A 26,254-nucleotide genomic window follows, 5' to 3' on the forward strand; every position below is an offset into this window, starting at 1 on the left:
AGACGATGAACCAAAAATCGACGCAGAAGCCCGAAAACGACCGCTTCAAGCGACCGGCGTGCGCTCGACGACGGTGCCGTCGACGGTCGGGTACTGCTCGACGATTTCGCCCTCCGCCAAGTCGCCGTCCTCGACCATCTCCTCGAGGAGCCACCACGCGACCTCGACGTGGTCGGATTTGACGGTGTAGAACTCCTCGGGGACGCCGAGCGACTCGAACCGGTCGGCGTCGGCGAACGCCTTCCCGTAGACGAGCGTGCCGTCGTCGGTCACCTCGTCGAACTCGCGGCGGATGTTCTTCGCCATCCGCTTGAGGCGGTTGCGGTGTTGGGCGGCGTCTTTGAACACGGAGGTACAGAAGTACACCTTCTCGTGGCTCGCCATCTCCTCGAGGATGGCGTCCTTCGACCCCTCGACCGCGGACATGTGACCCTCCTGTAGCTCGAACCCCTCCTCTTGCATCCGGCGGTAGTTGCCGTCGGACATCTCGAACTCGTTGATGTTACAGAACTCGGCAGCGCCCTCGTCGAGGAACTCCAGGAACTCCGGCTCCGCGCGGATGCCGGGGATCTCGAAGGCGGGCGTGAGACCCTCCTCGCGGGCGATGTGGAGGATCTCCTCCCACTCGGTGCCGTCCATGTCGCCCCACAGCTCCACCGGCGGGTGGAAGCGGATCTCGTCGAGTCCGGCCTCCGAGAGGCGGCGCATGTTCTCGCGGCCGCCCGTGATCCCGGTGTAGAGGTGCGTGTGGTGGTCCTCGCCGAACTCGTCTTTCAGCAGTTCGAGATACCGGGTCGTCTTCGCCATCGCCTCCTGCGGCTCGCCGCCCGTGATCGAGGTGCCGAGCGCGCTCATGCGCTTGGCCTCCTCGATCACGTCCGCGTCGGACTCGACTTTCCGCTCGTTGGCGTACACGTCGGTGACGTTCTTCCGGTTCTCTCCGAGGGGGCAGTAGAAGCAGTCCCGCTGGTCGCAGTACCCGTAGACGAAAAGCACCATCTTCCCGCCCTTGGCGCACTGTTCACAGCCCTTGGAGATCATCTACCCCCTTCTACCGGCCGCGGCCCCAAAAAGCGTCCGAACCGCGCGCTCCCGGGAGAGCCGTTGGCACGGGGGCGGATTCGGCGATTCGACCGCCCGCCGAGCGGCGACCGGGCCGAACACAAAGTATGTACCCCCGCCGCCGCGAGAGGGAGCCATGAAATCCGGTGAGACACTCGACTCCGTCGACGAGAACCGCTCGACGACCGACGCGACCACCCGTCGGGGGGCGCTCGGACTCGCGGGCGCCGTCGGGCTCGCGGGCCTCGCCGGCTGTACCGCGCTCGACGTCGCCACCGGCGACGGACCCGCGGAGTTCGCGGCGGGCACCGCGACCGTCGCCGACGAGACGCTCTCCGAGACGGGGTACCAGCTCAACGAGGTCTCCGACGAGACCGTCAGCCGGGAGTTCGAGGTCGGCGGACAGACACGCGAGGTGCGCGTGACGAACACCGTCGCCGAGTACGACAAGGCCGTCGAGCTGTTCGGCGAGCGCTACCAGGCCGCCGTCTTCGCCGCGGTGACGACGCCGCAGATCGAGGTGCTCGGCCGGGCGCTCAACCCGATCGCCGAGATGGGTACCCGCGAGCGCGCCGATCTCATCCTGAGCCGGTACGAGGGGGTCGGCGACCTCGAACGCGGGTCGGAGTACTCGACCGAGGTCCTCGGCTCCGACGCCACGGTCGTCGTGTACACGGCCGACGGCGAGATCGAGGGGACGGGCGCAACCACCGAACTGGAGCTTCACATCGGCGAGCCGGTCGAGGCCGCGGACGACTTCGTCCTCCCGCTGGCGGCGTATCCCGCGACGTTCAGCGACGGCGAGAACGTCCGCCGGATGATGAACGGCCTCGAACACGAGCAGAACGAAGAGAACTAAGGGCGGTCGCCGACGCCGGCCCACCCGCGCCGGCGCGGTCGCCGGGTTCGCCGCGCGCGACCGACCGAAAACATATGCCGTCCCCCCGCGTAGCCTCGAACGATGCTGCTCGTCCTCTGCGTCGACCTCGACGACGACCTCGGTCGGAAGACGGGGATCCCCACGCCCGTCATCGGCGCCGAGGACGTCACCGAGGCCGCGGTCGCGCTCGCGACCGCCGATCCCGAGGACTCCGACGTCAACGTCCTCTTCCAGGGCGTCAACGTCCACGACGAGCTGGCCGCCGAGGGCGAGGCCGTCGAGGTCGCGGCCGTCACGGGCGTCGACGGTCCCGACGTGAAGGCGAACCGCGCGGTCGGCCAGGAGGTCGACCGCGTGCTCGCCGAGCTGTCGACCGGCGAGGAGGTGTCCGCGGTCGTGATCACCGACGGCGCCCAAGACGAGTCCGTCCTCCCCGTGATCCGGTCGCGGATGCCGATCGACGGGATGCGCCGGGTCGTTGTCCGGCAGGCGCAAGACCTCGAATCGCTCTACTACACGATCAAGCAGGTTCTCGCCGATCCGGAGACCCGCGGGACGATCCTCATCCCGCTCGGCGTCCTCCTCTTAATCTACCCGCTCGTCGTCGTCGCGAACCTGTTCGACGTCGCCGGCGCGGCCGTACTGGGGATCCTCTCGGGCGCGGTGGGTCTCTACTCGCTGTTCCGCGGGCTGGGACTCGAAGAGAGTGTCGACGGCGCCGCGGAGAGCGTCCGCAACGTCCTCTACACCGGCCGCGTGACGCTCGTCACCTACGTCGTCGCGCTCGCCTTGGTCGTCGTCGGCGGCGTTCAGGGGGTCGACACGGTCGACGCCGTCCGCGGCGTTCAGGGCGGCTCCCTCGCGGCCGGCACCGCGCTCGCGGCGTTCGTCCACGGGTTCGTCCAGTGGCTCAGCGTCGCGGGCGTCACCTCCAGTCTCGGCCAGATCACCGACGAGTACCTCGCCGGCCGGTTCCGGTGGCGCTACCTCAACGCGCCGTTCTACGTGGTGTCCATCGCCGTCGTGTTGTTCGCGGTCTCCGGGTTCTTCCTCCCCGACGCGCCCGGAGTGACGGCGCTCGGCCTCTCGGAGCTGGCGATGGCGCTCGCGGCCGGGACGCTCATCGGCGTGTTGAGCACGCTCGCGTTCGCGGTCGCGGAGTCGCAGCTTCCGTCGGCGGAACCGGTGTGAGGTGAGGAGAGGCGGCGAGAGACGAGCCAGCGAGAGAAGAGGCGACGAGAGACGGAGACGACGCTACCGCGGCGTCCAGGAGTCGCAGGCTTCCATGTCGTCCATCAGCTCGTCGTAGTGCGCGCAGTAGGGGCGCATCCCGTCGTCGGTCCGGACGTAGTCGAACTTCGCGCAGTTCCCGCAGTAGGCGTCGCCCGGGCCGTCCCGCGCGGCCGGGGATCCGGGGGAGGGCGCGGACTCCGGCGCCGCCGGCGACGACGGCCCGTCCGTCGGGCTCGCGTCGTCGAGCGGCGAGGTGATGTCGGTGTCGGCGCTGCCGCCGTCGCTCACGCCCGGCGAGCCGGGACCGCTTGTTCCGGAGCGGGTCGTCCCGCTCGATCGCCCTGCCGCGGCGTTCGACGGTCCGGAGTCGGCCGGCGTTGCGGACGAACCGTCCGACGAGGAGCCGGGTCGATCCTCCGACGGGGAGCCGGGTCCACCTCGCGACGGGGCGCTCCCGGAGTCGCCCGCGGGACGGTTCGTCTGGGTCTCGACGTCGCCGTCCGGGGTCCCGCCGAGGAGCCCGACGCCGCCGCGGCTGCCCAACTGGTCGCGGGAGACTTCGACGACCCTCGTCTCCCCCTTGTGGGTCACCTCCATCGTGACGGTGCCGCCGGGGTCGTTGCGGGTCTTGAAGTTCGCGACGCCGACAAACACGCTCCACAGCGTCGTCGCGGCGCCGAGGAAGTAGACGCCCGCGGTCGGGAGGGTGAGGTCGGTCAGCTCCGGGCGCGGCCCGCCCACCCACTGCTGGGGGTACGCGTGCGCGAACAGCGCGACGCCGAGACACATGACGGCCGCGCCGACGACCGCCGCGGCGTAGGTGCTGCGGTCGGCCGGGAGGACGGCCATCACGCCGAGCAACACGAGCGGGACGCCGACGCCGCCGAGGACTCCACCGACCTCTCGGGCCGTGCCCGCGGAGTAGCCCGCCGGCAGCACCACCTCGGCCGCCACGAGGATGCCCGCGACGACGAGCAACGCGCCCGCGACGAACGAACCCACACCGAGATAGAGCCGACGCGGGTCGACCCCGGAGCGTCTCCGTCCGCCGTACGCCTCCGAGAGACTGGTCATAGGCGGGGTACGTCGTCCACCGTGAAAACAGTACGTCAGACGATCACGGATCGCGGGCGACCGCGACCGCGGACTGCGGGCGAACGGGTGGGACGACGCCCGGTTCAGACGAGGGCGTCCACGTCGACGTGGTCGCCGAGCAGCTCGGCCATCCGGTCGACCGTCCGCACGTCGCGCGTGCGGCCGCCGCGGACGACCTCCTCGGCGCGGTCGATGGCGGTGACGGTGTCGGTGTTCACCGCCAGCACGGGCTTGCCGGCGTCCGCCGCCTTGCCGAGCACCGCGCCCGAGGGGCGGTGGCCGCCGGTGAGGACGAGACAGGCCACCCCGGAGGCGTCGAGCGCCGCGGTCTGGACGTCCGCGCGGTCGCCGCCGGTGATGACGGCCGCGTCGCGGGCGCGGCGGAAGTAGCGGAGCGCCTCGTCGCCGCCCATCGCACCGACGAGGAAGCGCTCGACGAACGCGTCGGTGGGCGCGTCGGTGAGCAGCTCGGCGCCCAGCTCGTCCGCAAGCTCGCCGACCGTGACGCCCGCCAGCTCCTTCTCGTACGGGAGCGCGCCGAACACCGTGATCCCCTTCGATTCGAGGAACGGGATCCCGTCCTGGTCGAGCGACTCGAAGGCGTCGTCGGACACCTTGTTGAACACGACGCCGGCGAGGCGGTCGCCGAACGCGTCGGCGGCCGCCAGCACCTCGTCGAGGTCGTTCGGCGAGCCGTACTCGGCGACGAGGACGACCCGCGCGTCGAGCAGCTCCGCGACGTCGACGTCGGTCAGGTCGACGACGCCGCCGGTGGTCCAGCGGCCGCCGCCCTCGACGAACACCCGGTCGTGGTCGGCCGCGATGGCGTCGTACTCCTCGCGGATCCGGTCGCGTAAGGCGTCCGGGTCCTCGGTGCCGCGGATCGCGCCCTCGACAAACGTCGGCGAGTAGACGACCGGCTCCATCTGGTGCATCTCGGCGTCTAAGCCGAGCACCTCGCGGGCGAGCATGGGGTCCTGGTCGAGCGTCTTGCCGACGTTCGACTGGAGCCGGGTGCCCTTCGGTTTCATGTAGCCGACGCTGCGGTCGCGGTCGGCGGCGAGCCGCGCGAGGGCGACGGTGATCGCGGTCTTTCCGGTGCTGTCTCCGGTCGCGGTGACGAGTGTGGTGGGTGTGTCAGTCATCGGTGGGTTCCTCCGCGTCGAGCGGCTTCGGGTCGGTCTCCGCGTCGGACTCCGGCGCGTCGAGCGCCTCCGGGTCGACGGTGAGTCTCACGTCGACGGCGGCGGCGTTCGTGCCGCCGTCGTCGTCGGGCAGTGCGACGAGGGGGTTGATGTCGAGTTCGAGGATGGCCGGGAAGTCGGTGACCAGCTGCGAGAGCCGGCCGATCGTCTCGATCACGGCGTCGACGTCGACCGGGTCGCGACCGCGGGCGCCCCGCAGCAGCGGCGCCGACTGGATCTCCTCGGTCATCTCGCGGGCCTCCGGCTCCGAGACGGGCGCGACGCGGAAGGTGGTGTCCTCCATCACCTCCACGAAGATACCGCCCAGCCCGAACATCAGCAGCGGGCCGAACTGCGGGTCCCGGTTCATGCCGACGATGGTCTCGACGCCGTCGTCGAGGTCGACCATCTCCTGAACCTGGACGCCGAGCACGGTCGCGTCCGGTTGGTAGTTGCGCGCGCGAGTGATCAGGTCCTCGTAGGTGTCGGCCACGTCGTCGTCCGCGACGCCGACGGCGACGCCGCCGATGTCGGACTTATGCAGGATGTCCGGCGAGACGATCTTCATCACCACGTCACCGTCGACGCCTTCGGCGACCTCGCGGGCGCGCTCCGGCGAGTCGACGATCTCGCCGTCCGGCGTCGGGATGCCGTACGCGTCGAGCAGCTCCATCGCCTCGACGCCCAACCGGTTGTCGTCGCGGTCGCGGACCGTGCCGAGGATCTCGCGGGCGCGCTCGCGGTCGACGTCGAACGACATCGGCTCGGCGTACTCGCGCGCCTTGATGTCGCGGTAGGTCGCGAGCGTCGCGAGGCTGTCGATGGCGCGCGCGGGGTCGAAGTAACAGGGGATCCCCTGCGCCTGGAGCTGCTGTTTCGGCTCGCGGGTCCGGTCGCCGCCCATCAGACAGGCGGCGACGGGCGCGTCCATCTCCGCGCTCACCTCGGTGATCGCGTCGGCCAGCTCGTCGAAGTCGATCGTCGCCGTCGGCGCGGCCAACACGAGGGCGGCGCCGACGTTGTCGTCGGCGACGGTGATCTCGAGCGCCTCGCGGAACCGGTCGACGTCGGCGTCGCCGATCACGTCGACCGGGTTGTGGATGTTCGCCTCGCCGGGCATCGAGTCGGCGAGCCGATCGGTCGTCCCGGCGGTGAACGACGCCATGTCGAGGTCGGCGTCGCCGACCGCGTCCGTCGCCATCACGCCCGGGCCGCCGGCGTTCGTGACGATCGCGACGCTGTCGGTGTCGGGGAGCGGCTGGCTCCCGAGGATGCCCGCGGCGTCGAACAGCTCGTCGACCGACTCCGCGCGGATCACCCCGGCCTGGTCGAGACCGGCCTCGTACGCCTTGTCGGAGCCGGCGAGCGTGCCGGTGTGCGAGGAGGCGGCCTGCGCGCCCGCGCTCGTCCGCCCCGACTTCACCGCGACGATCGGGGTGTCTTGGGTCGTCTCGCGGGCGGTCTCGATGAACTCGCGGCCGTCCTCGATCCCCTCCAAGTAGCCGATGATCACGTCGGTCTCCTCGTCGGCTCCCCAGTGGTCGACGAAGTCGGTCTCGTCGAGGACCGCCTTGTTCCCGAGCGAGACCACGTCTTTGAACCCGATCCCGTTGTCGTTGGCCCAGTCGAGGACCGCGGTGACGAACGCGCCGGACTGGCTCATAAAGGAGAGCCCGCCCGGGAGCGCGTTCTCCGGGCCGAACGTCGCGTTCATCCCCGAGGGGGTCGACATGATCCCCAGACTGTTGGGACCGACGAGGTTCAGGTCGTACTCGTCGGCTATCTCCGCGAGGCGACGCTCCCTCGCCGCTCCGTCCTCCCCCGTCTCGCCGAACCCGGCGGTGATCACGACGACGTTGCGGACCCCGGCCTCGCCGCACGCCTCGATGGCGTCCAACACGATAGACGGGGGGACGACGACGACCGCGACGTCGGCGTCCGCGTCGGCGACGTCGTCGACACAGGGCGTGTCGAGCACCTCGTCGTAGTTCGGGTTGACGGGGACCGTGTCGCCGTCGAAGTCGTCGAGGAGATTCGACGTGACGGCGCGCCCGACGGCGCCCTCGCGGGCGGTGGCGCCGACGACGGCGACCCGGTCCGGGTCGAACAGCTCGTTGAGCGTACCCATCAACGCGGGAGTACGTGAAGCGTCGGCTTAAGATCGGTGGGAGGTTCTTCGAAATTGGAGTCAACGGTGAACGATCGATCGGGTTTCGGTCAGCGGTCCGTCGATCCCGACGGCGGGTCGGGGGCGGCGTCGGCGTCCTCGGACTCGGGGACCGAGGCGGACTCAGCGACCGTCCCGTCGGCAGCGTCTACCGCGTCGGACTCGGAGCCGACGACTTCGGAGCCGGCGGCCGTCGCCGTCGGCCCGCCGTCCGGTTCGACCGACGGCGGGCTGACCCCCGAGGTCGCCGAGCGACCTCGGTCCGCCACCGAGAAGGAGGGGTCGCAGTCGGCGTCGGGGACGCTGATCGTCACCTCGTTGCCGTCGGGGCCGGCGTCGAACGCGAGGTCGCCGCCGGAGCGGTCCGCGATCCAGTAGACGAGCCACAGCCCCATCCCGCCGGTGTGTCTGAGGTCGTCCATCTTCCACCGGTCGGTGATGGGGTCCCGCTCGGCCGGCGGGATCGGCGGCGCGTTGTCCCGGACCGTGATCTCGACGCGGTCGGCGGGGGCGGTGACCTCGATCTCGACCGTCGGCGTCGCCTCCGCGTGCTCGATCGCGTTCTCGATCAGCTCGGCGATCGCGTAGTCGAGCTCGGAGTGCGTGAACGCGCGCACGTCGGGGGGACAGGAGACGGAGACGTCGGCGGCTGCCTCGCTCGCGTCCCCGACGGCGTCCGCCACCGCGCTCTCGACGACCGGGGCGACGCGGAGCGACTGGGGCGGCTCGTGCTGCCGGAGGAGGTCGATCACGCCGCGCTGCTTTTCGGCGGTGGTCAACAGGTCGTTGGCGACCCGGCGGACCGTCTCCGCGTGGTCGATCAGGTCGGCGGCGAGCTCGGCCAGGTCGGCGTCGGAGGGGTGGTCGTCCCCGTCGGCTCCGTCGACGCCGCGGCGACGGACTCGGTGACTCGGTCGACGATCCGCTCCGCGGTGCCGTCGACGATGTTCATGTCGTTGCGGATCGTGTGCCGGAGCAGGTTGTCCATCACCGTGAGCTGGCGCTCCCGACGGTACTCGTCGGTGACGTCGCGGGCGAAGCCGGTGACCGCGACGACCGCGCCGTCCTCCGTCACGGGGCGCGCGGGCACCCGGACCCAGGTGGTCCGCCCCTCCTGTGACCCGAGCCGGTAGTCGATGTTCGTCGGCTCGCCGGCGGAGAGCCGCTCCATCGCGCGCTCGACGTCCGGTCGGTCGTCCGGGTGGACGGTCTCCAGGAACGACTGCGGTCGGCGTTCGAGCGTTTCGGGGTCGATTCCGAACACGGACTCGACCGCGCCGTTGACGAACAGCAGTTCGCTCCAGTCGGCGCTGAACATCCACAGCACGTCCGGCGAAGTCGAGGCGATGGTCTCCAGGCGCCGGCGGGACTCGACTTCGAGGGTGACGTCGCGAGAGCTCAGCGCGTAGCCGTCCAGCCCGGTCTCCGCGGGCGGGAACACCCGGCTGCGGAACCACACCCAGTCGCCGTCGGCGGTCTGGTAGCGGTACTCCAGCGAGGCGTCCGGCAGCGTGCCGTCGGCGACGAGGGCGTCGAACGCCGCGCGAACGCGGTCGACGTCGTCCGGGTGAACCAGATCGAACGCGTCCGTCCCGACCAGGTCGTCGGGGTCGAACCCGAGCAGGTCGCGCGTGGCCGCGTTGAGGTACCGGAACCGTCCCGCCTCGTCGATCACCGCAATCTTGTCTTGCGCGAGATCGATGAGGGTCTCTGGCTCCGGCAAGCGAGACATACGGTGTAGGTTCGCAAACGGACCTATAACGTTGATTGTGTGATTATCATGTTCGAAAAGGAGGCGGCATACGGCGTGACGCCGGTGGTCTCCGCGGTCGGCGGTCAGTCGGCCGAGACGCCGGGGGCGTCGAGCGCGACGGCGAGCGGGTCGGTCCCGTCGCCGTCGACCGCGAGCGTGACGCCGTCGTCGCCGAGTTCGACGGCGGCGTTCGCGGCGTCGCGGACGTACTCGGCGGCGTGGTCGCCGTCCGGGTCGAACCTGACCCCCTCGGCGAGCAGCGGCGTCTCGCTCAGCAGCTCGACCTTCCGGTAGGCGGTCGAAAGCGCGATGTCGCAGTCCTCGGCCAGCTCGCTCGTCGTCTTCGGCGTCGCCGCGGCCGCGAGGATCGCCCGGCAGTCGGCGTCGGCGAGCGCCTCGAACGTCGCGTCGAGCGCCGCGTCCTCCTCGGTCGTCGTCGTGCCGTCGGTCGCGTGCGGGGGTCGTTTCATATCTGTATATACCGGCTCCATCCCCCCGAACGGTGACCCATCATATGCTGGGAGTTTTATACCGAGCGCCGCGCCCGCCAACGTTTTTGCCCGGGACGGGTACGGACGAACGAGATGGGATCGGGAATCCGGGCGGAGGTCTCGCTGCCGACCGCGCTGTCCCCGTTCGACGGCGTCGTCGACGGAGCGACACCGGTCACCGGCGTCTCGCTTTGCACGCCCGCGGACGACCGCGAGCGCGTGGTCGTGGAGTTCATCGCGGACGCCGACCTGTCGGTCCCCGAGGGGGTCGAGGTCGTCTTCGACTACGGCGGGCGCGCGGCCTACCGGTTCGAGACGGCGGTCGACCCCGACTCGCCGTTCGCCGTCCTCGACCGCCACGAGACCCCCGTCTCGGAGGCGGTGATCCGCGACGGGCGGCTCCGGCTCACCTTCCACGCGAGCGACCTACCGACGCTGCGGTCGGTGTTGGAGGCGTTCCGCGAGGGGTGTCCGGAGATGGAGGTGTTGCGCTTGCTCCAGTCGACGACGACGCCGACGGAGTCGGACCTAGTCACCGTCGACCGGAGCGAGCTGACGGAGCGCCAGCGCGAGGTGCTCGCGGCAGCCTACGAGGCGGGGTACTTCGACCACCCGAAACGGGCCAACGCCGGCGAGGTGGCCGAGTCGCTGGGCATCGGTCGGTCGACGTTCACGGAACACCTCGCGGCCGCCCAGCGGAAGCTGTTCGGGTCGCTGCTCGACTGATCGCGTTCCGACGCCCCGAGAATCCGAGTCCCGTTTGATGAGCGTGGGGATCGTACACACAGCCATGACGCCCCCACCGACGCACACCTTCGTCTGCCCGGAGTGTCGGCGCTCGATCGAGGTGGACAACGCGATGCGAGCGACGCTGCTCGAAACGGGCTGCGTCGTCTGCGGCGCGCCGGTCACCGAGGAGGACATCGGCGGCGCGCCGGCGATCGGGTGAGGTCCCTCGCGGTCCCCGCTCCGAACCGCCGCGTGTCGCGTCCGTCGCGTCTCGACTCGTCGCGTCCCCGTCTTCTCGCGTCCGGTCCCGCGTCGTCTCGTGCCCTTTATGCCGCCGTGCGAAGAAATTCGGGTATGCCGACGAACAGCGAGGTCGAGATGTCGCCGGCCGAGGTGGACGCGCTCCTCTCTCGCCACGAGACGGGCGTGCTCGCGCTCGCTCGCGACGACGCGCCGTACGCCATCCCGATCTCCTACGGATACGACGCGGACGACCGCGCCCTGTACCTCCGGCTGGTGTCGACGCCCGACAGCGAGAAGCGCGAGTTCCTCGCGTCGACGCCGCAGGCCCGGATCGTGGTGTACGAGGACGAAGAAGACGAGTACGCGAGCGTCGTCGGCGTCGGTGCCCTCGAACAGGTCGACCTCGACGAGCTCACCCCGGAGACGATCGCGCAGTACGGCGAGGCGCAGCGCCCCCTCTTCGAGATCTGGGCCGACGACAAGCCGGACCTCGACATCAGTCTCTACCGTCTCACGCCCGAGACGCTGACCGGGCGGACGGTCGTCGTCGAGCGCGACGAGGAGTAGAGAGTCACGTCAGCAGCCGACTGCGGGATAGCTGCGCAGCAGTTTCTTTTCGTTTTCTCATACTTCGCAGCATGAACCCGGACTCGGACGACGGCGACATGGCGGAACTCGACGTGAAAGTCCCAAAGCGGTTAGTGGAGGACATCGACAAACTGGCCGCAAAGCGGGGGTACACTAGCCGCTCGGAGTTCGTCCGAGAGGTGCTGCGCGATACCACGGGGGGTATTCTGACACCGGGAGCGCAGGAAGCCGTCGCCGAGGGCTACGCGGACGTGGCGGCTGGACGGACGATGTCCATGGACGAGGCTCGGGAATGGCTCGGCGTCGAGACGAACTAACCCTTATCCAGCCTTCTTACCGAGGCCATAGCCCCGAGCCGGGTCACGAGCCGCCCTCGACGTCTTCGAACGCGGCGCGAGCGGCGTCGAGGCGGTCGCGGTCTCGGTCCCGGAGTCGGTCGACCACGTTTTTGGCAGTTTCAGCCTCGGCTTCGGACAGGAGGCCGGCCATATCCTCGGAATCCGGACCACGCGTCATGGATCGCAGTTGAACGGGCGTTTTAAAGAGCGTTCCGCCGGTTAGGAGTCGTTCTTCTCGGAAGCGACGAGCGAACTCGGCGTCAGAACACGACACCCGAATCCGACCCTCGCGAGCGTCGCAGCTCGCTGTCGCTCACTGGGTGAGCGCGATAAAGAAAGACCGCGTGTGGGTCGGCCCGCGAGGGCCGATAGTTCGAAGCTACGAGTCGCGACCGTCAGGCAACGATGTTACTCGTTGCGGCGGGTCGCGAGCAGCGCAGCCGCGATGAGGGCAACGAGCGCGACGAGCGCACCGAAGCCGGGCGTTCCGTCGTCGGTGGAGTCGTCGGTACCGTTACCGTCGCCACTGGAGTCGTCTCCGCTGGAGTCGTCACCAGAGGAGTCGTCTCCGCTGGAGTCGTCTCCGCTGGAGTCGTCACCAGAGGAGTCGTCACCGCCGTCGTCGGCGGCTTCGAGCGTGAGCGTCGCGGTCGCGCTGTCGTCGTCGGTGAAGACGCCGTGCTCGTACTCACCAGCCTCGAGACCGGACGTGTCGACGTCCGCGAACTCGACGGTGGTGTTGTTACCGGGCGCGAGAGTCACGTCCTGACTGGCGACCGCGTCGCCGCCGACGCGGAACTCGACAGTCTGGGTGGACTCGGCGTCACCGGTGTTCTCGACGTTGGCCGTGACAGTCAGCGTGTCGCCGACCGTCGCGGTCACGTCCTGCGGGTCAAGCTCAGAGACCGTGAAGGTCGCCGATGTCTCGACCTCTTCAACGACCGTACCCTCGACGGACGGGTTCTCGCTCAGGCCCGACTGCCGGACCGTGACCGTGTACTCGTCGTCGACGTTCGTGTCGCTGAAGTCGAACTCGGCCGACCACTCGCCGTCAGCCGAGACGCGCACGTTCTCGGTCGTCTTGACGAACGACGGGCTCGTGCCCGAGTCCGAACGGATGTTGACGTTCACTTCACTGCCAGGCGCGACGTTGGTCGTGCCCGAGATGACCTGACCCTCAGCGTTCGAGACGTTGAACGGGTCCTGGTCGAACTCGAACTCACGCTCCGCCACGTCGAACGTGGACGTCACGCTCTCGTAGTACTCGTTCCGGAGCTCGTTCGTCGAGAGCTCCTCACGGTCGCTGTCCGAGGGGTTGAGGAGCCGCTGGTCCTGAACCCGGAACCGCGCATCGAACTCGTCACCGTCAGCAGCGACGGTGTCGTCGATGTCGTAGACGACGTACAGGTTGTCCGTCGTCTCGTTCGCGAAGACCGTCATGTTGCCCGTGATGTTGCTCTGCAGCTCAACGGGGTCCTGGTTGGCGGTCGTCGAGTCGTCAGTCTGCCGGACGCGGAGGTTCAGCGAGGTGTCGCCGCTGAGGCCGCCACCGATGCCGGTGTTGTTAGCCAGCGCAGCTTTCAGGGCGGCGGTCGAGTCGTCGGTGTCCTCTTTGTCGAGGAGCCCCGAGAGACCGTCCGCGCCAATCTGGTGGATGACCTGGTCTCCCTCAGCAATCGTGCTGGACTGGGTGACGTTGTCATCCTCAATCTGGCCGTTCAGCTCCTCGAACACGTCTTCGTCATCGTCGTCAGCCGCGGAGACGATGTCGTCGACCGTGCTGTCGGAGGCCGTCCAGATCTGCTGGGAGAGCTCGGTACGCTGCTCGATCACGAGCGTCCCGAGCGTGTCCGGACTGTCCAGCGTGTCCGAGTAGCTGCTGGAACTGCTCACCGACAGCGAGTAGTCGCCGTCAGCGAGGATGTCGTTGATGTTCGTCTGGTCGTCGAGGCTGATCGACGCGTCGGTCTGGCTCGGGTTCGCGAGGCGAACAACCGAGCCGTTACCCGACGAGCCAGCCGCGTACGAGTTGAACAGGATGGCGACCTCGTCCTCACCGTCGGCGTCGACGGAGACGTTCGCCTGGTAGCCAACGTCGTCCTCGTCACCGATGACGAGCGTGCCACCGTTGGAGTCGCCCTCGAACTGGACGGTGATGTTGGCGACGTCACCCTGCTGTTCGGTGTAGACGTTCTGGTCGAGCGAGAGTTCGCCGTCACCGAGCTCGGTCACGTTGATCGAGGCGGAGTCTTCGGCGTTGGTGTCGTCGACCGCGAAGTCGAAGGCGTAGTCGCCGCCGTCGACATCAGTGAAGTTCGCGGCGAACGAGCCGTCACCGTCCTCAAAACCAGTGATGAGGACAGTCTCGTCGTCGACCGTGGTCGAACCAGCGTCGTCGAAGATGTTGTTGAGCTCTTCCTCGTCGAGGTCGTTCCCGTTAATCGTCCCGGTGACCTCAACGTCGAAGCTGGAGCGGAGCGACGAGACGTCAACGTCAACGTTCTCGTTGTTGTTGGCCTCGTCCTCAGCGAACTCCGTGGTGAGGTCCTGCGTCAGAACCTCGAACTCAGCCGGGGAACTACTCAGCGAACCGAACGATCCACCAGAACTCTGGAGGAAGCTACCAGTGGGGCCACGAAGCACGTAGAAGCCCTCTCCACGGAGGCGGTCCGTGTCAATAACGATGGTTTGACCGGAACCGACCTTCACCGAGCGGGCCTGACCCGTCGTGGACGGGTTCCCGCTGTTACGCGACTCAACAGACCGGATGTCGATGGTATCACCGGGGACAACGCCAGTTCCGGTGAGGTTGACTTCGACCTCCTGGCCGGTCCAGAAGAGGCTACCGTCGACATCGGCATCAGTAGTTGAGACGTCGCCGTCATCGCTGACGGTGAACGACGTCTCAGACTGGAAGACCGATTCGGTAGCACTTATCTCATTGCTTGTACTGTGCGCTCCGACAACGCGGAGCGTAATCTCGTCGCCTGCGGGCGCAATCCCGCTCAGGTCGATCGTTTCGTTGGTCGGACCGCCAGCCGAAACGCCCGAGAACGTTCCACTAGTGGAAGCGGATCCGTTCGTGGCGAACCAGGTAATGTTGGCTGGGTTGGTCGTCGGGTGCTCGACAGACACGTTGACCGAGGCGTTGCTGCTCTCGGTCACCGGCGTCGGAACAACCACGTCTTCAACGCCGACGAGGTCGAACGTCCCAGAGGTCATAGCGCCCTGAGATCCACTAGAGTCAGTATCTGTGACGGTGTACGACAGGCCCGTAGTGGGGGACGCGTCTGTTGTGTCTAGCCCATTGACCGTCAGGTCGAAGGTAGCCACAGACGGGGTGCTCCCGTCTAGGCTGTCAACGTTGACAGTAATATTGCCCTCCGAGGCAACGTAGTCGCTAACGGAAGCCGATCCGGCACTAGCTGAAACCGAGATATTGCTAGTGTCGACGTTGCTGACGTCAACGTTGTCGTTAACGAGCGAACTAACGGTAATGTTGTAATCGCCCGTAGCATTTACTGTGATACCACTGAGTGTGTGACCAGTGTCAGAGTCGCCAACGGTGAGATCACCGGGCGTTCCAACACTAGTCGGTTCTGCTGCCGCAGGTGCGGCAGCAAAACCAGCGGCGAACATGGAGACGACCATGACCGCCGCGAAGAAGACCGCGTTGGCCTTCGAGCGTGTGTTATTGTCGTTTGTCATTGTGTGTTGTGTTGTCTGCGTCGCGACACCCGTGCTTTGTCCGCGTCTGGGTCGCCCGTCCATCGCCCGCACCGACATGATCAGCAACGTACGACCGGACTTGACCCGGATTACTCACAGATGGTATCGCATTCTGCCTGCGGGTAGGGCTGCGACCTATCCTTTTAGCGTTCGGTATAAATGCTTTGTGGGGTACACAAATGTATGACAACGCATCTCATACACAGTAGGCGCCCTGAGACGGCTATTCTCAAAATTGATGTGAACGAGTGTCGGGCGGTCCGAGAGCGGTGTCGAGGGGGCAGCGAACCGAAACGCCTAACGGGATACTGCGATCAGTTCTGATCGGGCCTTCCGCCCTTCAGGCGACTTGGAACCGGTTCTTGGTAGGGGCCGTCCCCGTCGTCTGCGATTCGATATCCAACCCGGTGGCGTCGGCGTGTCTCCTCTGACCCGTCCCCCCACCGCCGGCGTCCCCACCGGTTTTGCGCTTCGTCCGACCCGAACGCCGCCTCGGCTGCCTCGCGCCACGAGTCGAACAGCGAGATGTGTGATCTCGGACGCGTGCGTGTGGCTCGGTTCGCTCGACCGGTTCTCGGCCCGTTCGGTGCGAGCGAGATGCTCGTTCGTGTGTCAGAGCGTGTCGAACGAGTCGATCACGTCGCTCGTGGTATAGACCGCGACGAGGTCCTGTGCGTCGAAATCGGAATCGTCGCTCCAGACGGCCGCGTCGCGGGCGATCGCACACGCGAGATCCAGTACGTCGTCGGGGTCGGTGTCACCGATCGCGTCGTCCGCACTCTCGATCGCCGGATGGAACTCGCTGGCGGGGACGACCTCGATGTGTCTGAACAGGAGCTCGACGAACTGTGTCACTCGATCCGGCTCCATCCCGGACTTCTCGACGATCAGGGATTCATAGTTCCGTACTTCGTCGCGGACGAACGCGGGCGTCAGCAGGTCGGGATCGAGTGTGACGATGAGTTCCCGCGTTTTCGAGTCGGCGATGAGTGCGGAGATAACGACGTTGGCGTCGACGACCAGCTTCATTCGTCGGGGCTACAGCGATCCCTCGTTCACGCGCTCGCGCCCGCTCTCGTTGATCCTGTCGGCGATCTCCCGAACGTCGCTCTCGGTGAGCTCGCTCTCGGAAGCGAGTTCGTCCATCACTTCCAGCGTCTCGATCTTCTCGCGGATGGCCTGTCGCGTCACCTCGCTCCAGTTGATCTCGGGGTGGTTCTCCATGCGGCTTTTGAGGTCGTCGTCCACGTTGACCGTGATACTGGGCATACAGAATCTATGCTCACACAGAATACTGTGTTTTTCGGTGCGTTTTCGTGTTTCCTGATTTCTACCCAGTTCCTGTCGGGGTTCCCTCTGAGCGGTGATAGTACGTTCCGCGGCGTCGAACTGGTCGGTATGAGCAGTATCGATCTGCCGTCCGGGGTGCTGGACGCGATCGCGGCACCGCCGGCGGACCGCGAGCCCATCATCCGGCGGGAGCTCGCCGTCTCGCTGTACCGAGAGGAATACCGCTCCTTCGGGAAGGCGCGGGAGCTGGCCGGCCGCTCGACGTCGAGTACGCTCGGGAATGACGGTCGTTTCGAACACGTCGCCGCGGACTCGTGGGCCGAGCAGAATCGCGAAGCGGACGTCCGCCTCCGCGAGATACCGCCGAATCGCCGCCACGTCCACGCCCTCGACGGGCGGTTCCCCGTGGTTTGCTCCCGCCGTGCCGTAGACCGGTGTGGCGGGGGACAAAGCCGTTTGGTGGTCGGCGGAGCGGTCCGAGATGAGGTCTCGACGAGGATCCGCTGGACCATACGTTTCAAGTCGGTACGAGTCGATTCTCCGGTATGGGAATCGTTCGGGATAGCGACCACAGCGACGGAGCGCCGACCGTCGGAGAGACGGGAATCCGCGTGAAAGACGTCGCGTCGGCGTACGAACACAGCGGGTACAGCCCCGACGAGATAACGCAGCTGTACCCCGATCTCACGCTCGGCGACGTTCACCGAGCGCTCGCGTACTACTACGACCACATCGACGACTTCCGGTCGTCGTCCTCCGAGCCGGCCTCCGCGTAAGGAGAGGGCCCACGGCTTCAGCCGCGGGCGGCTGTCAAGGCAAGCCGTCCTGCGCGTTCACGAGGGTCTCGTCACCGTTCTCAACGGCCGTCCACCACGTCTTCAGCACGGCGATCGTGACGAGTTCGGGTGGTCGTTCGATTCCGATACAGGATCGCCGATGTGCGTCGAGATCGCGTGGCGGGTGAAAATGCCGCACCGGCTTCGGGGTGGCTTCGTTCGCCGCCTCGCGCCCGAATCTGAACTCCAGTCCGTCCTCCCGATAGTGGTATTTGTAGTCGCCGTTCTCCCACCACTGAATATCGAAGTACCCACCTCGCTCGTGGATACCGGGGGTAACGGTGACTCGTGCCGCTCTGACGTCCGCTCCGTCCCGCCGCGTGAACGGTTGTCCCTTCCCATACCGGAATCGGACGTCGACTACGCCGTCACCGAGTTGTCGGCGTACCTGTTCCACACTCTCGTCGATCGCGTCCGAATCGATCGGCGCGCCGTTCCCCATCCCCATTACTCGAGTGGGAGCTGATCGCCGGCGGAGGTCGTCGTCTGCGTCCCCGTCCGCCCGTCTCCCGGTTCGGTTACGGTGGGCGCCCGCTCCTTCGCTTCTCTGAAGCGGTACGCGGCTCGAAGGTGGCTGAGTTCTCGTTCCGCCGTCCGCCAGTGAGAGACGTCGTCGAGTTCGTCCTGATCGAGGTCCCTGTCCGAAACCAGGAGCTCCTCCGGATCGGACGCGTCGTATTCGGCTTCGTACGCCGCGAGTTCCCCTTTTACTCGCTGGATTTGGTCGACGAGCGTGTCGCTCCCGGCGAGTCGCCCGATCTGTTTGAGGAGATGCCACTCCGGGTCGCGACCGTACAGCTTTCCGGAGCCCGTCTGCTGACTGCTGACGATACCCTCCTCGGCGAGCTTGTTGAGCGTCGTCCTGGCTTTCGTCTCCGAGACGAGCGCCGTCTCTGCGATGTCGCCCGCCGACTTCGGCGTCGTCGTTCCGTCGATCACCGCGCGAATTCGCTCGTCCGCAGTGGTCTCGTCCTTCCACTCTGCGGCCGCGAAGTCGTCGACACTCTCGAAGTCGTCGTCGACGCCGAACGGGTCGACGTCGGCCGCAGTTACCGGGTCATCCGGCAGCTCCTCCTCGGTGGGGAACTCGTCGGGGGCGTCAGGGGACGGTGGCTCGTCTGTCATACGCGACGCTACGCCCTAATCACACATATATTTTGCTGGCGCAGATATACGTGCTATAGACATCGTGTTCGAGAGGGTTATGAACGCGATAATATTATCGCCCACATAATTACTGCCGTTACAGCTATTACACCCGCGGGCGTACCGACACGCGTGCCCATCGACATCGACCGGTTCGAAGAGGGTTCGAGTCGCGACCTCCGGGCGGACGGGCGGACGAACGCGGAGACGATTCTCTCCTTCCTGGCCGGGGCACCCGAGAAGGCGTACACGCCGAAGGAGATCCACGAGGCGACGGGCGTCGCGCGCGGCAGCGTCGGCGTCGTCCTCTCCCGACTGGAGGACCGGGAACTCGTCCGCCACCGCGGCGAGTACTGGGCCGTCGGCGACGCCGAAGACGTCGAGACGACGCTCACCGCGCTCGCCGGGTCGCGCGCGCTGTCGGAGCGCCTCGGTCCCGAGGACCCCGACGAGTGGGGCCCCGGCGTCGAGTCCGACGCCGAGCGGGCCGATGAGTGACCGGCGGGGCGAGGTCTGGTGGGGACCGGCGCCGCACAAGTCCGATCCGGCGTACCGACCATGGTTTATCGTCAGCGGAGGCGCCCACCCGTTCTCGGCCGTCGAGTGTATTGTCGTGGGGATGACCACGACCGAACACCCGGACGGTATCGCCGTCACCGAGGAGGACTGGATTCGAGGTGGCTCGGACGTGGCGGCGTACGTCTCGCCGTGGTACGCGACCACGATCAAGTATCGCGACTTCGACGACCAGCAGGGCGAACTGGCTCCGGAAGTGGTTCGGAAGACCGTCGACGCGCTCCACCGATACACGCCGCGTCCCATCGATGCGTGACCGGACGGAACTTCTCGAATGTATCGACGCCGACCTATCTCCCGTCCGACTCCCACAGCGCGCCGACCCGCTCGTCGACCCACGGCAGCACGGTTCGTTCGACGACGCGGGTGAGGTCCGTCGCGTAGCTCCGGTCGACCGCAGCTGTCGTGTCGGCGTCCGGTAACGGATGGAAGTGGTCCCGCGTGTTGTGCGGCTGGTCGTGGCGGTCCCATCGACACTGTCGCCGATCGCCGGCGCGCGTCTCGTGGTATGATACGTGAAAGTCACCGTTCGTGTACGCGCGAACTTCGAGCGAGACGCCGTCGACTGGCTCGGGGTAGTACTCGGCGTCGAGCGTCACGACGAGGCGTTCCGGCTTGTTCGACGGGAACAGCGACGTCTGGCGCACCTCGTCCCGTCGACCGAACGCGCGACCGAGATACCGAAGGGTCGCCTCGTCGACGGACCGCGAGCGGTCGAACCCGGTCACGCGGCGTTTTCCTCGACGGACGAGTCGGAGCCGCGATCGCGCCGGACGGCCTCCAGCCGGTCGATCCGCGCTCTGACGGTGTGCCACTCGCTCAACGCGAGCCACACCGCCTCGACATCGTCGTAATCCGCGTGGTCGAGCGCGTCCACGTCGGTCGGCGAGTCCGCGTCGAAGCGCTCTCGAAACGCGGACTCGCGTTCGGTGAGCTCGGCGAGCCTGTCGTGCAGCTCGTCGCGTGACAGGGCTTCGAGCCGGTTCCGGAGCCGCCACTCGAAGTACGACTCGTTGCGGGCGAACGTGAGCGGGGACGCCGAGACGAGTTCGACGACGCCGATGTCGGCCAACCGCTTGAGATGCCGGCGGGCGGTGTCCGGGGCGCACGAGGCGCGTTCGGCGATTTCCGACACCCCTGCCGGATCGTACAGCTGAAGCGCAACTCGGTACACCCGCTCGTCGGCGGGCTCGGCGTCGAGGTCCGCGCTGAAGCCCTCGGCGAGTTCGAACTCCTCGCCAGGCTCGTCGGCAGGCATACTCGTCAGTAGCAGCAGCGACTATATAATTGTGGTGTCGACGAACTATTTAGTCTGGTCGGCCGACGAAGCAGCGGATTCGCGTGAAATGTGAGTCCCGTCGCCTCAGTCGGCGCCTGTTCCCGCCGCCGTGTGAGACGCGGGCTGGCCCGTATCGGTACCGGCGTCGCCCCCGGACTCCGCCTCCGCCGCCAGCGTCTCCACGTTCGCGAAGACGAAGCCCGCGAACCCGACCCGAAGCAGGAGGTCGAGGTACTCCAGCGTCACCGCCGCGGTGAACGCGTCGAACAGCCCGGCGATCTGGAGCATCGCCCACGCGATGAGCACGCCGAACGCGAACAGCGCGAGGTTCCGCGTCTTCTTATAGAACAGCTCGCGTTCGGGGGGCCGGCGCGCGGCCGCGCTCGCCACCGGCCCGAAGAACAGCCCGACCAGCGTGACGTACCCGGCGACGATGCCGAGGGTGCCCGCCAGCGAGAGCGTCCCCTCGAACACCTCCGCGAAGTCGTAGCCGAGTCGCATCGCGACGGTGATCGCGACGATACCCCCGACGTATCTGCGGCTCACGCCTGCGACGAACGCCGTGAACCCGAACAGGAACGGGTACGCCACGTAGTCGGTGAGCAGCTGCCCGGCCTCCAGCGTGCCGCTCCCGACGCTGAACGTCCCGATCCCGGCGCCCCACGTCCCGATCCCGGCGCCTGCGAGCGCCACGACCGCGACGAACGGATAACAGTACCGGCGCAGCTTCGCGGGCTTGCGGCGCGCGAGCGCGAACAACACCACCGCGGAGACCGCGTAGATCCCCGCCGACGCGAACCGCACCGTCGACAGCTCAATCATCGGCGCTCACCTCCGCGTCGCCGCCCCCGATCGACTCCGGCGGGGTGCTCTCCCCCACCTTGGCGTCCGCAGTCTCGGCGTCCGCCCCGACAGCGTTCCCCGCCTCGGCGTCCGCCCCGGCCGCCTCCGCGTCCGCCCGCGTCTCGAACTGGGCGAGCCGCTCGGTGAGCGACGCGGTCCTCTCGGAGAGCGCCGTCGCCGTCTCCGCGAGGTCGCCGACGGTCTCGGCGGTGTCGTCCGCGGTCTCCGCGAGCGACCGCGCGCGGTCCGCGGCGTCGGTGGCGGAGCCGTGGACGGCCTCGACGCGCGCCGCGACCGACTCGATCCCCTCGGCGCCCTCGTCGGTCGCGCGGGCGATGTCGCCCATCGCCACGTCGACGTCCTCGACGGTGCCGGTCAGCTCCTCGATCGCGTCGCCCGCCGCGCGCACCGCCGCGGTCGTCTCGTCGAGCTCCGTCATCGTCCGGTCCATCTCGCCGGCGACCGCGGACACGTCCTCGGTCACCTCGCCGATCGTCGCCTCGATCTCCGTCGTCGACGCGCGCGTCTCCTCGGCGAGCCCCTTCACCTCGTCGGCGACGACCGCGAACCCGTCGCCGTCGCCGCCCGCCCGCGACGCCTCGATCGAGGCGTTGAGCGCGAGGATGTTGGTCTGCTCGGCGATGTCGGCGATCACGTCGGTCGTCTCCGCGACGCCGTCCATCCGGTCGTCGAGTCCGGCGACGAGTCCGTCGAGGTCCTCCAGCAGGTCGCCGATCTCGACTATTGCCTCGACCGCCTCGGCCGCCCGCCGCTCGCCCTCGTCGCCGAGTTCGGCTGCGGCGCTCGCGTCGCCCGCCACCTCGTCGGTGGTGGAGGCGATCTCCTCGACGGTCGCCGAGAAGTCGTCGGTGTCGGCGGCCGTCTCGCGCAGCCGGTCGGTCTGCTCGTCCAGCTCGTCGGCCAGCTCGCGCATCTCGTCGGCCACCTCCGCGTTCATCCCGGCGACCGCGTCGGCCTCCGCGGCCATCTCCTCGCTCGTCGCCTCCACGTCGCCCGCGAACGACTGGATGTCCTCGACGGTCGTCGAGAGCCCGCCGGTCATCTCGTTGTACGCCGCCGTGATGCGCTCGATCGCGTCGACCTCGCTGTCCTCGTCGAGCCGGCGCGTGAGGTCGCCCTCGGCGGCGTCCTCCATGGCGCCGCCGATCTCGTCGGCCCGATCGATGAGGGTGTCCGACAGCGCCTCGGCCTCCTCGCGGGCCGACTCAGCCTCGGACTGCGCCCGCTCGGACTCGGCGACCGCATCCCGGAGCGACCGCCGCGTCTCGTCGAAGGCGTCGAACAGCCGCCCGATCTCGTCGCGCCGGTCGGAGGTCGCGCTCGCGTCGAACTCGCCGCGCCCGACCGCCTCGGCCGTCTCCGTCAGCCGCCGGAGTTCGACCGCGACGTTCCCGACGAGGACGATACCCAACAGCCCGAGGTTCAGCGTGACGACGACGCCGATCGACGTCAGCGCCGCCGTCGCGGCCGCCGGCGTCCCGACCGTCGCGACGTGGCCCGCGAAGAGGGCGATGAATCCGAGGGTCACGGCGAGCGTCAGGAGGACGGCCGCCCCGACCCGTCGGCCGTACCGCGTGGTAATCGCGTTCAGCATAGATAGTTCGTCCGTGGGGAACCAGATGCCCTATTTAGGATTAAAGGCCAAATTACAGGCGTCGATAATTTGACGCGTGGTCGCCGACGGACGGCATGACCGACCGTGAGTGACGTGGCCGACAGCGAGTGGCATGGCCAACGGCGAGTGGCATGGCCGACGGTGAGCGGGTCGGCCCTCGCACCTTCCCGAGCGCGGCGCGTCGGTCAACGAGGACCGATGTTTTTCCCGCGGCCGCGCCACCGGCGAGTATGCCCAGCGTCAGCGACACGTACATCGAGAACCGCCAGCGCGTCCAGCCCACCCACACGAACAACTACGCGTCGGCCCACGGGGGGAACGTCGTCAAGTGGATGGACGAGATCGGCGCGATGTCGGCGATGCGCGCCGCCGGCGAGACCTGCGTCACGGCCAAGATCAACGGGCTCGATTTCAAGCGCCCGGTGCCGCAGGGCGACACCTGCGTCATCGAGTCGTACGTGTACGCGGTCGGGCGGACGAGCCTCCGCACGCGGATCCGCGCGTACCGCGAGTCGCCGCGCACGGGCGAGCGCGAACTCACCACGGAGTCGTACTTCGTGTTCGTCGCCGTCGACGCCGAGGGGGACCCGACGCCCGTTCCGGAACTCAAGATCACGGGCGAGCGCTGCCGCGAACTCCGCGACGAGGCGCTCGCCGCGGAGCCGGAGGAGGACCGCTGAGCGGGAGGCCGGACGCCCGTAGTCCGGTGGGACGCCGCGAGAGCGCGGGGGCCCGCACACGTGGCGGTCCGGAAGCGCGCCCTTCGTCGGAGGAGGGCGGCGGGACCGAGCGGACCGGTCGACCCGAGCGAGCTATCCGGCCCGTTTCAGCACCTGCGGGACGACGAGGACTTCGACGAGGGCGATCGCGAGCACCACCAGGCGTTCCGTGCCGGAGAACACCGTGAACCCGATCGCCGCGATGATCGAGGCGTTGATGAGCGGGACACCGTAGTGAACGATCGGCCGTTCCAGCAGGGAGGGCATCGACGGCAACTGCGCGCCGAGCCGACATATGGTTTGTGACGGCGCGACCCCGGGTCAGTCCCGTCCCCGCGTGGTCGACGGCGTCGACCGGGTCGTCGAGTCGGAGTTCGGCGGCGGCGAGGACGCCTCCGACCGCGTCGTCGCCGTCGCCGAACAGCTTCGTGAGTCCCTCGACCGCGAGCGCGGGCGGGTCGGAAGTGATCTCGGTCGATGCGTCGTCGCGTTCGGGTTCCGTTTCGCCGCCGCGTGCCGCGTCCGTCTCGTCGCGCTCGCGGAATACAGAGCGCATATTCAGCACTCCAAACTGATGGGCAGAATCGGTCGTCGATACGTAGCCGATCTCACCATGCCGCCGGAACTCGTATGTGATGATTTCACAGAGAGGATTTTTAATCACCTGCTGACACGACAGATCCATGAAAAACGACGAATCTGTCGAGAGGTATATCGAAACGCTCGCGGGGAGACTCGACGAGTTTGAACAGTCGACGACGACGGTGGACAACCAGCGTGTGACGGTGTTTCACGACCGTTCGCTGTCGCTCTCGAAGTTTGGATTAGTCGACACCGTGTTCGTGGTCGGCACCGCGGAAACGGCCTCTCAGGCACGGGCGTTCAGCGAGGCTACCTTCGAGCACGGTCTCTCCCTAAAATCGAGATTCCCGCGGGGGGTGGGTGGCAACCTCGTCGTCTACCCGGTCGTTGTGAGCGAGACGGACCTCGCCGATTGGGTTCAACAGTACGACCCGAAACACTGGTCATCCTTCGAGTTTCCTGTCGTCATTGATCCGATTCGAGGGTACCGTCGACTACTACGAGTCGACGCCGTGGTGGGGTAGAATCTATTACAAGGGGTTCAGGGAGACGGCTGAGACGACTCTTAAACCATAGAGAACTGGTTGCGAAAGTCTCACGGCGCGGACGGGATGTGTCGATACTTCGCCGAGCCAAGGAAAAGTTGAGCAGACGACGGAGAGCCACGTCGCGATACCGACCGTCTCTCGTTGAGGGGGGAGTCGTTTCGACCGCTGCCCAGACCATCTTGTTCACGACCCAATGACGGGCGCAATCTCTGTATTCGGTAACCAGTTCTTAGCAGTCTCTGCGGGCCGCAACGGAGCCAAATTGCCGCCCCGCGGTCAATGTCACCCACCGTCAGCCCGGACGGACGGCGTCGCCGCGCGGTCGACGCGGGCGATCCGGTCGTGCGCGGCGGGCGGCGTCTCGGCGTGGTCGGGGTGGAGACAGCCGAACAGCGCCTCCAGCGAGTCGACGAGCCGGTGGCTCGGGCGGTTGAACAGCCCGTTGCCGTCGACGGCGTAGGCGCGGTCGCGGCGGACCGCGCGCAGGTCGCCGAAGCCGGGGCGAGCGGCGAGGTCGTCGACCGCGTCGCGGGCGCGCTCGCGGTCGAACCCGCAGGGCGCGACGACAAGCGCCTCGGGGTCGGCCGCGCGGACGTCGTCCCACGCCACCGGCTCGGAGGGACCGTCGGGCTGAAACGCCGGGTCGCCGCCCGCGATGTCGACCATGTCGCGCACCCAGTGGCCCGCCCGGATCGGCGGGTCGGTCCAGTCGAGGACCGCGGTTCGGGGGCGACCCTCGGCGGCGACCGCCGCCTCCGCTCGCTCGCGGACCGCGTCGACGCGCTCGCGGAGATCGGCGCGGAGCGCGCTCGCGGCCGCGGCTTCCCCGACCGCCTCGCCGATCCGCACCACGTCGTCGAGGGCGTCAGCGAAGGAGTGGGGGTCACAGGCGAGCACGTCCGGTTCGGGGTCGAGTCGCGCGGCGGCCGCGCGGACCTCGCTCGCGTCGACCGCGCAGACGTCGCAGGTCGCCTGCGTGACGAGTAGGTCGGGTTCGAGGGCGGCGAGTCGCTCCTCGTCAAGTTCGTAAACGGCGCCGTCGACCTCGCGCATCTGCTCGTCGATGTCGGCGGCCGAGCGGTCGGCGTGGTCGACGACCGTGCTCGTCAGCGTCGGTCGCTCGCGGGCGGCCGGCGGGTGGTCGCAGCTGTGCGACACGCCGACCGGCTCGACGCCGAGCGCGAACAGCGTTTCCGTGGCGGAGGGCAGCAGGGAGGCGACGCGCATACGCCGCGTAGGCGCTCGGCCGACTAAAGTGAGGGGACCCGCGCGACGGGGTCAGGCGTGGCGACGGCGTCCGGCGCGGT

The 26,254-nt window shown here is 67.9% G+C and carries 30 protein-coding genes and 2 pseudogenes; 13 read left to right on the forward strand and 19 right to left on the reverse strand.

The features are described from left to right. Nucleotides 1-45: 45 nt before the first annotated feature. Entirely contained in the window at nt 46-1,041 is a 996-nt protein-coding gene (locus ACODNG_RS06935; protein ID WP_434522973.1) for a radical SAM protein, read from the reverse strand. Between the two features lie 157 nt (nt 1,042-1,198). Between ACODNG_RS06935 and ACODNG_RS06940 the strand changes: the two genes are divergently transcribed. Both ACODNG_RS06940 and ACODNG_RS06945 read left to right on the forward strand, forming a co-directional pair. After that, entirely contained in the window at nt 1,199-1,921 is a 723-nt protein-coding gene (locus ACODNG_RS06940; protein WP_434522974.1) for a DUF6517 family protein, read from the forward strand. Nucleotides 1,922-2,023: 102 nt separating this feature from the next. Next, complete coding sequence (locus ACODNG_RS06945; protein ID WP_434522975.1) at nt 2,024-3,133, forward strand: DUF373 family protein; 1,110 nt, start codon at nt 2,024-2,026, stop codon at nt 3,131-3,133. A gap of 63 nt (nt 3,134-3,196) precedes the next feature. Here the strand turns inward: ACODNG_RS06945 and ACODNG_RS06950 are convergent, their stop codons facing one another. The 5 genes and pseudogenes from ACODNG_RS06950 to ACODNG_RS06970 all read right to left on the reverse strand — a co-directional run bounded on the left by ACODNG_RS06950 (nt 3,197) and on the right by ACODNG_RS06970 (nt 9,844). Next, a complete protein-coding gene (locus tag ACODNG_RS06950) occupies nt 3,197-4,249 on the reverse strand; it encodes a DUF7139 domain-containing protein (protein ID WP_434522976.1) in 1,053 nt (350 codons plus the stop codon). 104 nt (nt 4,250-4,353) lie between these two features. Then, the gene (locus tag ACODNG_RS06955; protein WP_434522977.1) at nt 4,354-5,415 is read right to left on the reverse strand and encodes a phosphotransacetylase family protein; all 1,062 of its coding nucleotides are present in this window, start codon (nt 5,413-5,415) and stop codon (nt 4,354-4,356) included. Then, on the reverse strand, nt 5,408-7,582 hold the full coding sequence (locus ACODNG_RS06960) for an acetate--CoA ligase family protein (protein ID WP_434522978.1): 2,175 nt from the start codon (nt 7,580-7,582) through the stop codon (nt 5,408-5,410). Before ACODNG_RS06960 ends, ACODNG_RS06955 begins: the two co-directional genes overlap by 8 nt. Nucleotides 7,583-7,778: 196 nt before the next feature. Continuing rightward, nucleotides 7,779-9,353: pseudogene (locus ACODNG_RS06965) on the reverse strand (PAS domain-containing sensor histidine kinase); the annotation flags it as partial. A 104-nt stretch (nt 9,354-9,457) separates the two neighbouring features. Continuing rightward, on the reverse strand, nt 9,458-9,844 hold the full coding sequence (locus ACODNG_RS06970; protein WP_434522979.1) for a winged helix-turn-helix domain-containing protein: 387 nt from the start codon (nt 9,842-9,844) through the stop codon (nt 9,458-9,460). Between the two features lie 114 nt (nt 9,845-9,958). Between ACODNG_RS06970 and ACODNG_RS06975 the strand changes: the two genes are divergently transcribed. The 4 genes from ACODNG_RS06975 (at nt 9,959) to ACODNG_RS06990 (ending at nt 11,742) form a co-directional block, all read left to right on the forward strand. Beyond that, entirely contained in the window at nt 9,959-10,591 is a 633-nt protein-coding gene (locus ACODNG_RS06975; protein ID WP_434522980.1) for a helix-turn-helix domain-containing protein, read from the forward strand. Between the two features lie 64 nt (nt 10,592-10,655). After that, entirely contained in the window at nt 10,656-10,814 is a 159-nt protein-coding gene (locus ACODNG_RS06980; RefSeq protein WP_434522981.1) for a DUF7560 family zinc ribbon protein, read from the forward strand. A 134-nt stretch (nt 10,815-10,948) separates the two neighbouring features. Continuing rightward, complete coding sequence (locus ACODNG_RS06985; protein ID WP_434522982.1) at nt 10,949-11,404, forward strand: pyridoxamine 5'-phosphate oxidase family protein; 456 nt, start codon at nt 10,949-10,951, stop codon at nt 11,402-11,404. 71 nt (nt 11,405-11,475) lie between these two features. After that, on the forward strand, nt 11,476-11,742 hold the full coding sequence (locus ACODNG_RS06990) for a ribbon-helix-helix domain-containing protein (RefSeq protein WP_434522983.1): 267 nt from the start codon (nt 11,476-11,478) through the stop codon (nt 11,740-11,742). Between the two features lie 43 nt (nt 11,743-11,785). Here the strand turns inward: ACODNG_RS06990 and ACODNG_RS06995 are convergent, their stop codons facing one another. The 5 genes and pseudogenes from ACODNG_RS06995 to ACODNG_RS07015 form a co-directional block, all read right to left on the reverse strand. Further along, a complete protein-coding gene (locus ACODNG_RS06995; protein WP_434522984.1) occupies nt 11,786-11,941 on the reverse strand; it encodes a hypothetical protein in 156 nt (51 codons plus the stop codon). A 230-nt stretch (nt 11,942-12,171) separates the two neighbouring features. Further along, nucleotides 12,172-14,985, reverse strand: a complete 2,814-nt coding sequence (locus ACODNG_RS07000) for a BGTF surface domain-containing protein (protein WP_434523073.1) — start codon at nt 14,983-14,985, stop codon at nt 12,172-12,174. Between the two features lie 387 nt (nt 14,986-15,372). Then, nucleotides 15,373-15,549, reverse strand: a pseudogene (locus tag ACODNG_RS07005) (surface glycoprotein); the annotation flags it as partial. 555 nt (nt 15,550-16,104) lie between these two features. Then, nucleotides 16,105-16,521, reverse strand: coding sequence for a PIN domain-containing protein (locus ACODNG_RS07010; RefSeq protein ID WP_434522985.1), 417 nt, complete (start codon nt 16,519-16,521; stop codon nt 16,105-16,107). Nucleotides 16,522-16,530: 9 nt separating this feature from the next. Further along, complete coding sequence (locus ACODNG_RS07015; RefSeq protein WP_434522986.1) at nt 16,531-16,761, reverse strand: hypothetical protein; 231 nt, start codon at nt 16,759-16,761, stop codon at nt 16,531-16,533. 9 nt (nt 16,762-16,770) lie between these two features. Between ACODNG_RS07015 and ACODNG_RS07020 the strand changes: the two genes are divergently transcribed. Next, nucleotides 16,771-17,397 carry a UPF0175 family protein gene (locus ACODNG_RS07020; RefSeq protein WP_434522987.1) on the forward strand — a complete coding sequence of 209 codons (627 nt, stop codon included), beginning with the start codon at nt 16,771-16,773 and terminating at the stop codon, nt 17,395-17,397. Continuing rightward, nucleotides 17,394-17,558, forward strand: a complete 165-nt coding sequence (locus ACODNG_RS07025) for a DUF433 domain-containing protein (protein WP_434522988.1) — start codon at nt 17,394-17,396, stop codon at nt 17,556-17,558. Before ACODNG_RS07020 ends, ACODNG_RS07025 begins: the two co-directional genes overlap by 4 nt. Nucleotides 17,559-17,592: 34 nt before the next feature. On the opposite strand, the gene ACODNG_RS07030 is transcribed toward ACODNG_RS07025, so the two are convergent. Both ACODNG_RS07030 and ACODNG_RS07035 read right to left on the reverse strand, forming a co-directional pair. After that, nucleotides 17,593-18,066: a hypothetical protein gene (locus tag ACODNG_RS07030; RefSeq protein ID WP_434522989.1), complete on the reverse strand. Its 474-nt coding sequence runs from the start codon at nt 18,064-18,066 to the stop codon at nt 17,593-17,595. Continuing rightward, nucleotides 18,066-18,743: a winged helix-turn-helix domain-containing protein gene (locus ACODNG_RS07035; RefSeq protein ID WP_434522990.1), complete on the reverse strand. Its 678-nt coding sequence runs from the start codon at nt 18,741-18,743 to the stop codon at nt 18,066-18,068. Before ACODNG_RS07035 ends, ACODNG_RS07030 begins: the two co-directional genes overlap by 1 nt. Nucleotides 18,744-18,896: 153 nt before the next feature. Here ACODNG_RS07035 and ACODNG_RS07040 point away from each other — a divergent pair, with 153 nt between their 5' ends. After that, entirely contained in the window at nt 18,897-19,262 is a 366-nt protein-coding gene (locus ACODNG_RS07040; protein WP_434522991.1) for a MarR family transcriptional regulator, read from the forward strand. After that, complete coding sequence (locus tag ACODNG_RS07045; RefSeq protein WP_434522992.1) at nt 19,255-19,596, forward strand: hypothetical protein; 342 nt, start codon at nt 19,255-19,257, stop codon at nt 19,594-19,596. The genes ACODNG_RS07040 and ACODNG_RS07045 overlap by 8 nt, the downstream gene beginning before the upstream one ends. 34 nt (nt 19,597-19,630) lie before the next feature. Here the strand turns inward: ACODNG_RS07045 and ACODNG_RS07050 are convergent, their stop codons facing one another. The 4 genes from ACODNG_RS07050 to ACODNG_RS07065 all read right to left on the reverse strand — a co-directional run bounded on the left by ACODNG_RS07050 (nt 19,631) and on the right by ACODNG_RS07065 (nt 23,077). Next, nucleotides 19,631-20,068: a hypothetical protein gene (locus ACODNG_RS07050; RefSeq protein ID WP_434522993.1), complete on the reverse strand. Its 438-nt coding sequence runs from the start codon at nt 20,066-20,068 to the stop codon at nt 19,631-19,633. Beyond that, a complete protein-coding gene (locus tag ACODNG_RS07055; protein ID WP_434522994.1) occupies nt 20,065-20,598 on the reverse strand; it encodes a DUF7342 family protein in 534 nt (177 codons plus the stop codon). The genes ACODNG_RS07050 and ACODNG_RS07055 overlap by 4 nt, the downstream gene beginning before the upstream one ends. A gap of 105 nt (nt 20,599-20,703) precedes the next feature. Continuing rightward, nucleotides 20,704-21,441, reverse strand: a complete 738-nt coding sequence (locus ACODNG_RS07060) for a hypothetical protein (RefSeq protein WP_434522995.1) — start codon at nt 21,439-21,441, stop codon at nt 20,704-20,706. Next, entirely contained in the window at nt 21,434-23,077 is a 1,644-nt protein-coding gene (locus ACODNG_RS07065; RefSeq protein WP_434522996.1) for a methyl-accepting chemotaxis protein, read from the reverse strand. Before ACODNG_RS07065 ends, ACODNG_RS07060 begins: the two co-directional genes overlap by 8 nt. A 251-nt stretch (nt 23,078-23,328) precedes the next feature. Between ACODNG_RS07065 and ACODNG_RS07070 the strand changes: the two genes are divergently transcribed. Beyond that, nucleotides 23,329-23,778 carry an acyl-CoA thioesterase gene (locus ACODNG_RS07070; RefSeq protein WP_434522997.1) on the forward strand — a complete coding sequence of 150 codons (450 nt, stop codon included), beginning with the start codon at nt 23,329-23,331 and terminating at the stop codon, nt 23,776-23,778. 132 nt (nt 23,779-23,910) lie between these two features. On the opposite strand, the gene ACODNG_RS07075 is transcribed toward ACODNG_RS07070, so the two are convergent. Beyond that, entirely contained in the window at nt 23,911-24,084 is a 174-nt protein-coding gene (locus ACODNG_RS07075) for a hypothetical protein (RefSeq protein ID WP_434522998.1), read from the reverse strand. 70 nt (nt 24,085-24,154) lie between these two features. Here ACODNG_RS07075 and ACODNG_RS07080 point away from each other — a divergent pair, with 70 nt between their 5' ends. Both ACODNG_RS07080 and ACODNG_RS07085 read left to right on the forward strand, forming a co-directional pair. Next, entirely contained in the window at nt 24,155-24,565 is a 411-nt protein-coding gene (locus ACODNG_RS07080) for a hypothetical protein (protein WP_434522999.1), read from the forward strand. Further along, nucleotides 24,501-24,923: a hypothetical protein gene (locus ACODNG_RS07085; RefSeq protein ID WP_434523000.1), complete on the forward strand. Its 423-nt coding sequence runs from the start codon at nt 24,501-24,503 to the stop codon at nt 24,921-24,923. The genes ACODNG_RS07080 and ACODNG_RS07085 overlap by 65 nt, the downstream gene beginning before the upstream one ends. A gap of 306 nt (nt 24,924-25,229) precedes the next feature. Here the strand turns inward: ACODNG_RS07085 and ACODNG_RS07090 are convergent, their stop codons facing one another. Next, the gene (locus ACODNG_RS07090) at nt 25,230-26,174 is read right to left on the reverse strand and encodes an ABC transporter substrate-binding protein (RefSeq protein WP_434523001.1); all 945 of its coding nucleotides are present in this window, start codon (nt 26,172-26,174) and stop codon (nt 25,230-25,232) included. Nucleotides 26,175-26,254: the final 80 nt, after the last annotated feature.

This window comes from Halorubrum sp. AS12 (assembly GCF_051122765.1).
Taxonomy (GTDB): domain Archaea; phylum Halobacteriota; class Halobacteria; order Halobacteriales; family Haloferacaceae; genus Halorubrum; species Halorubrum trapanicum.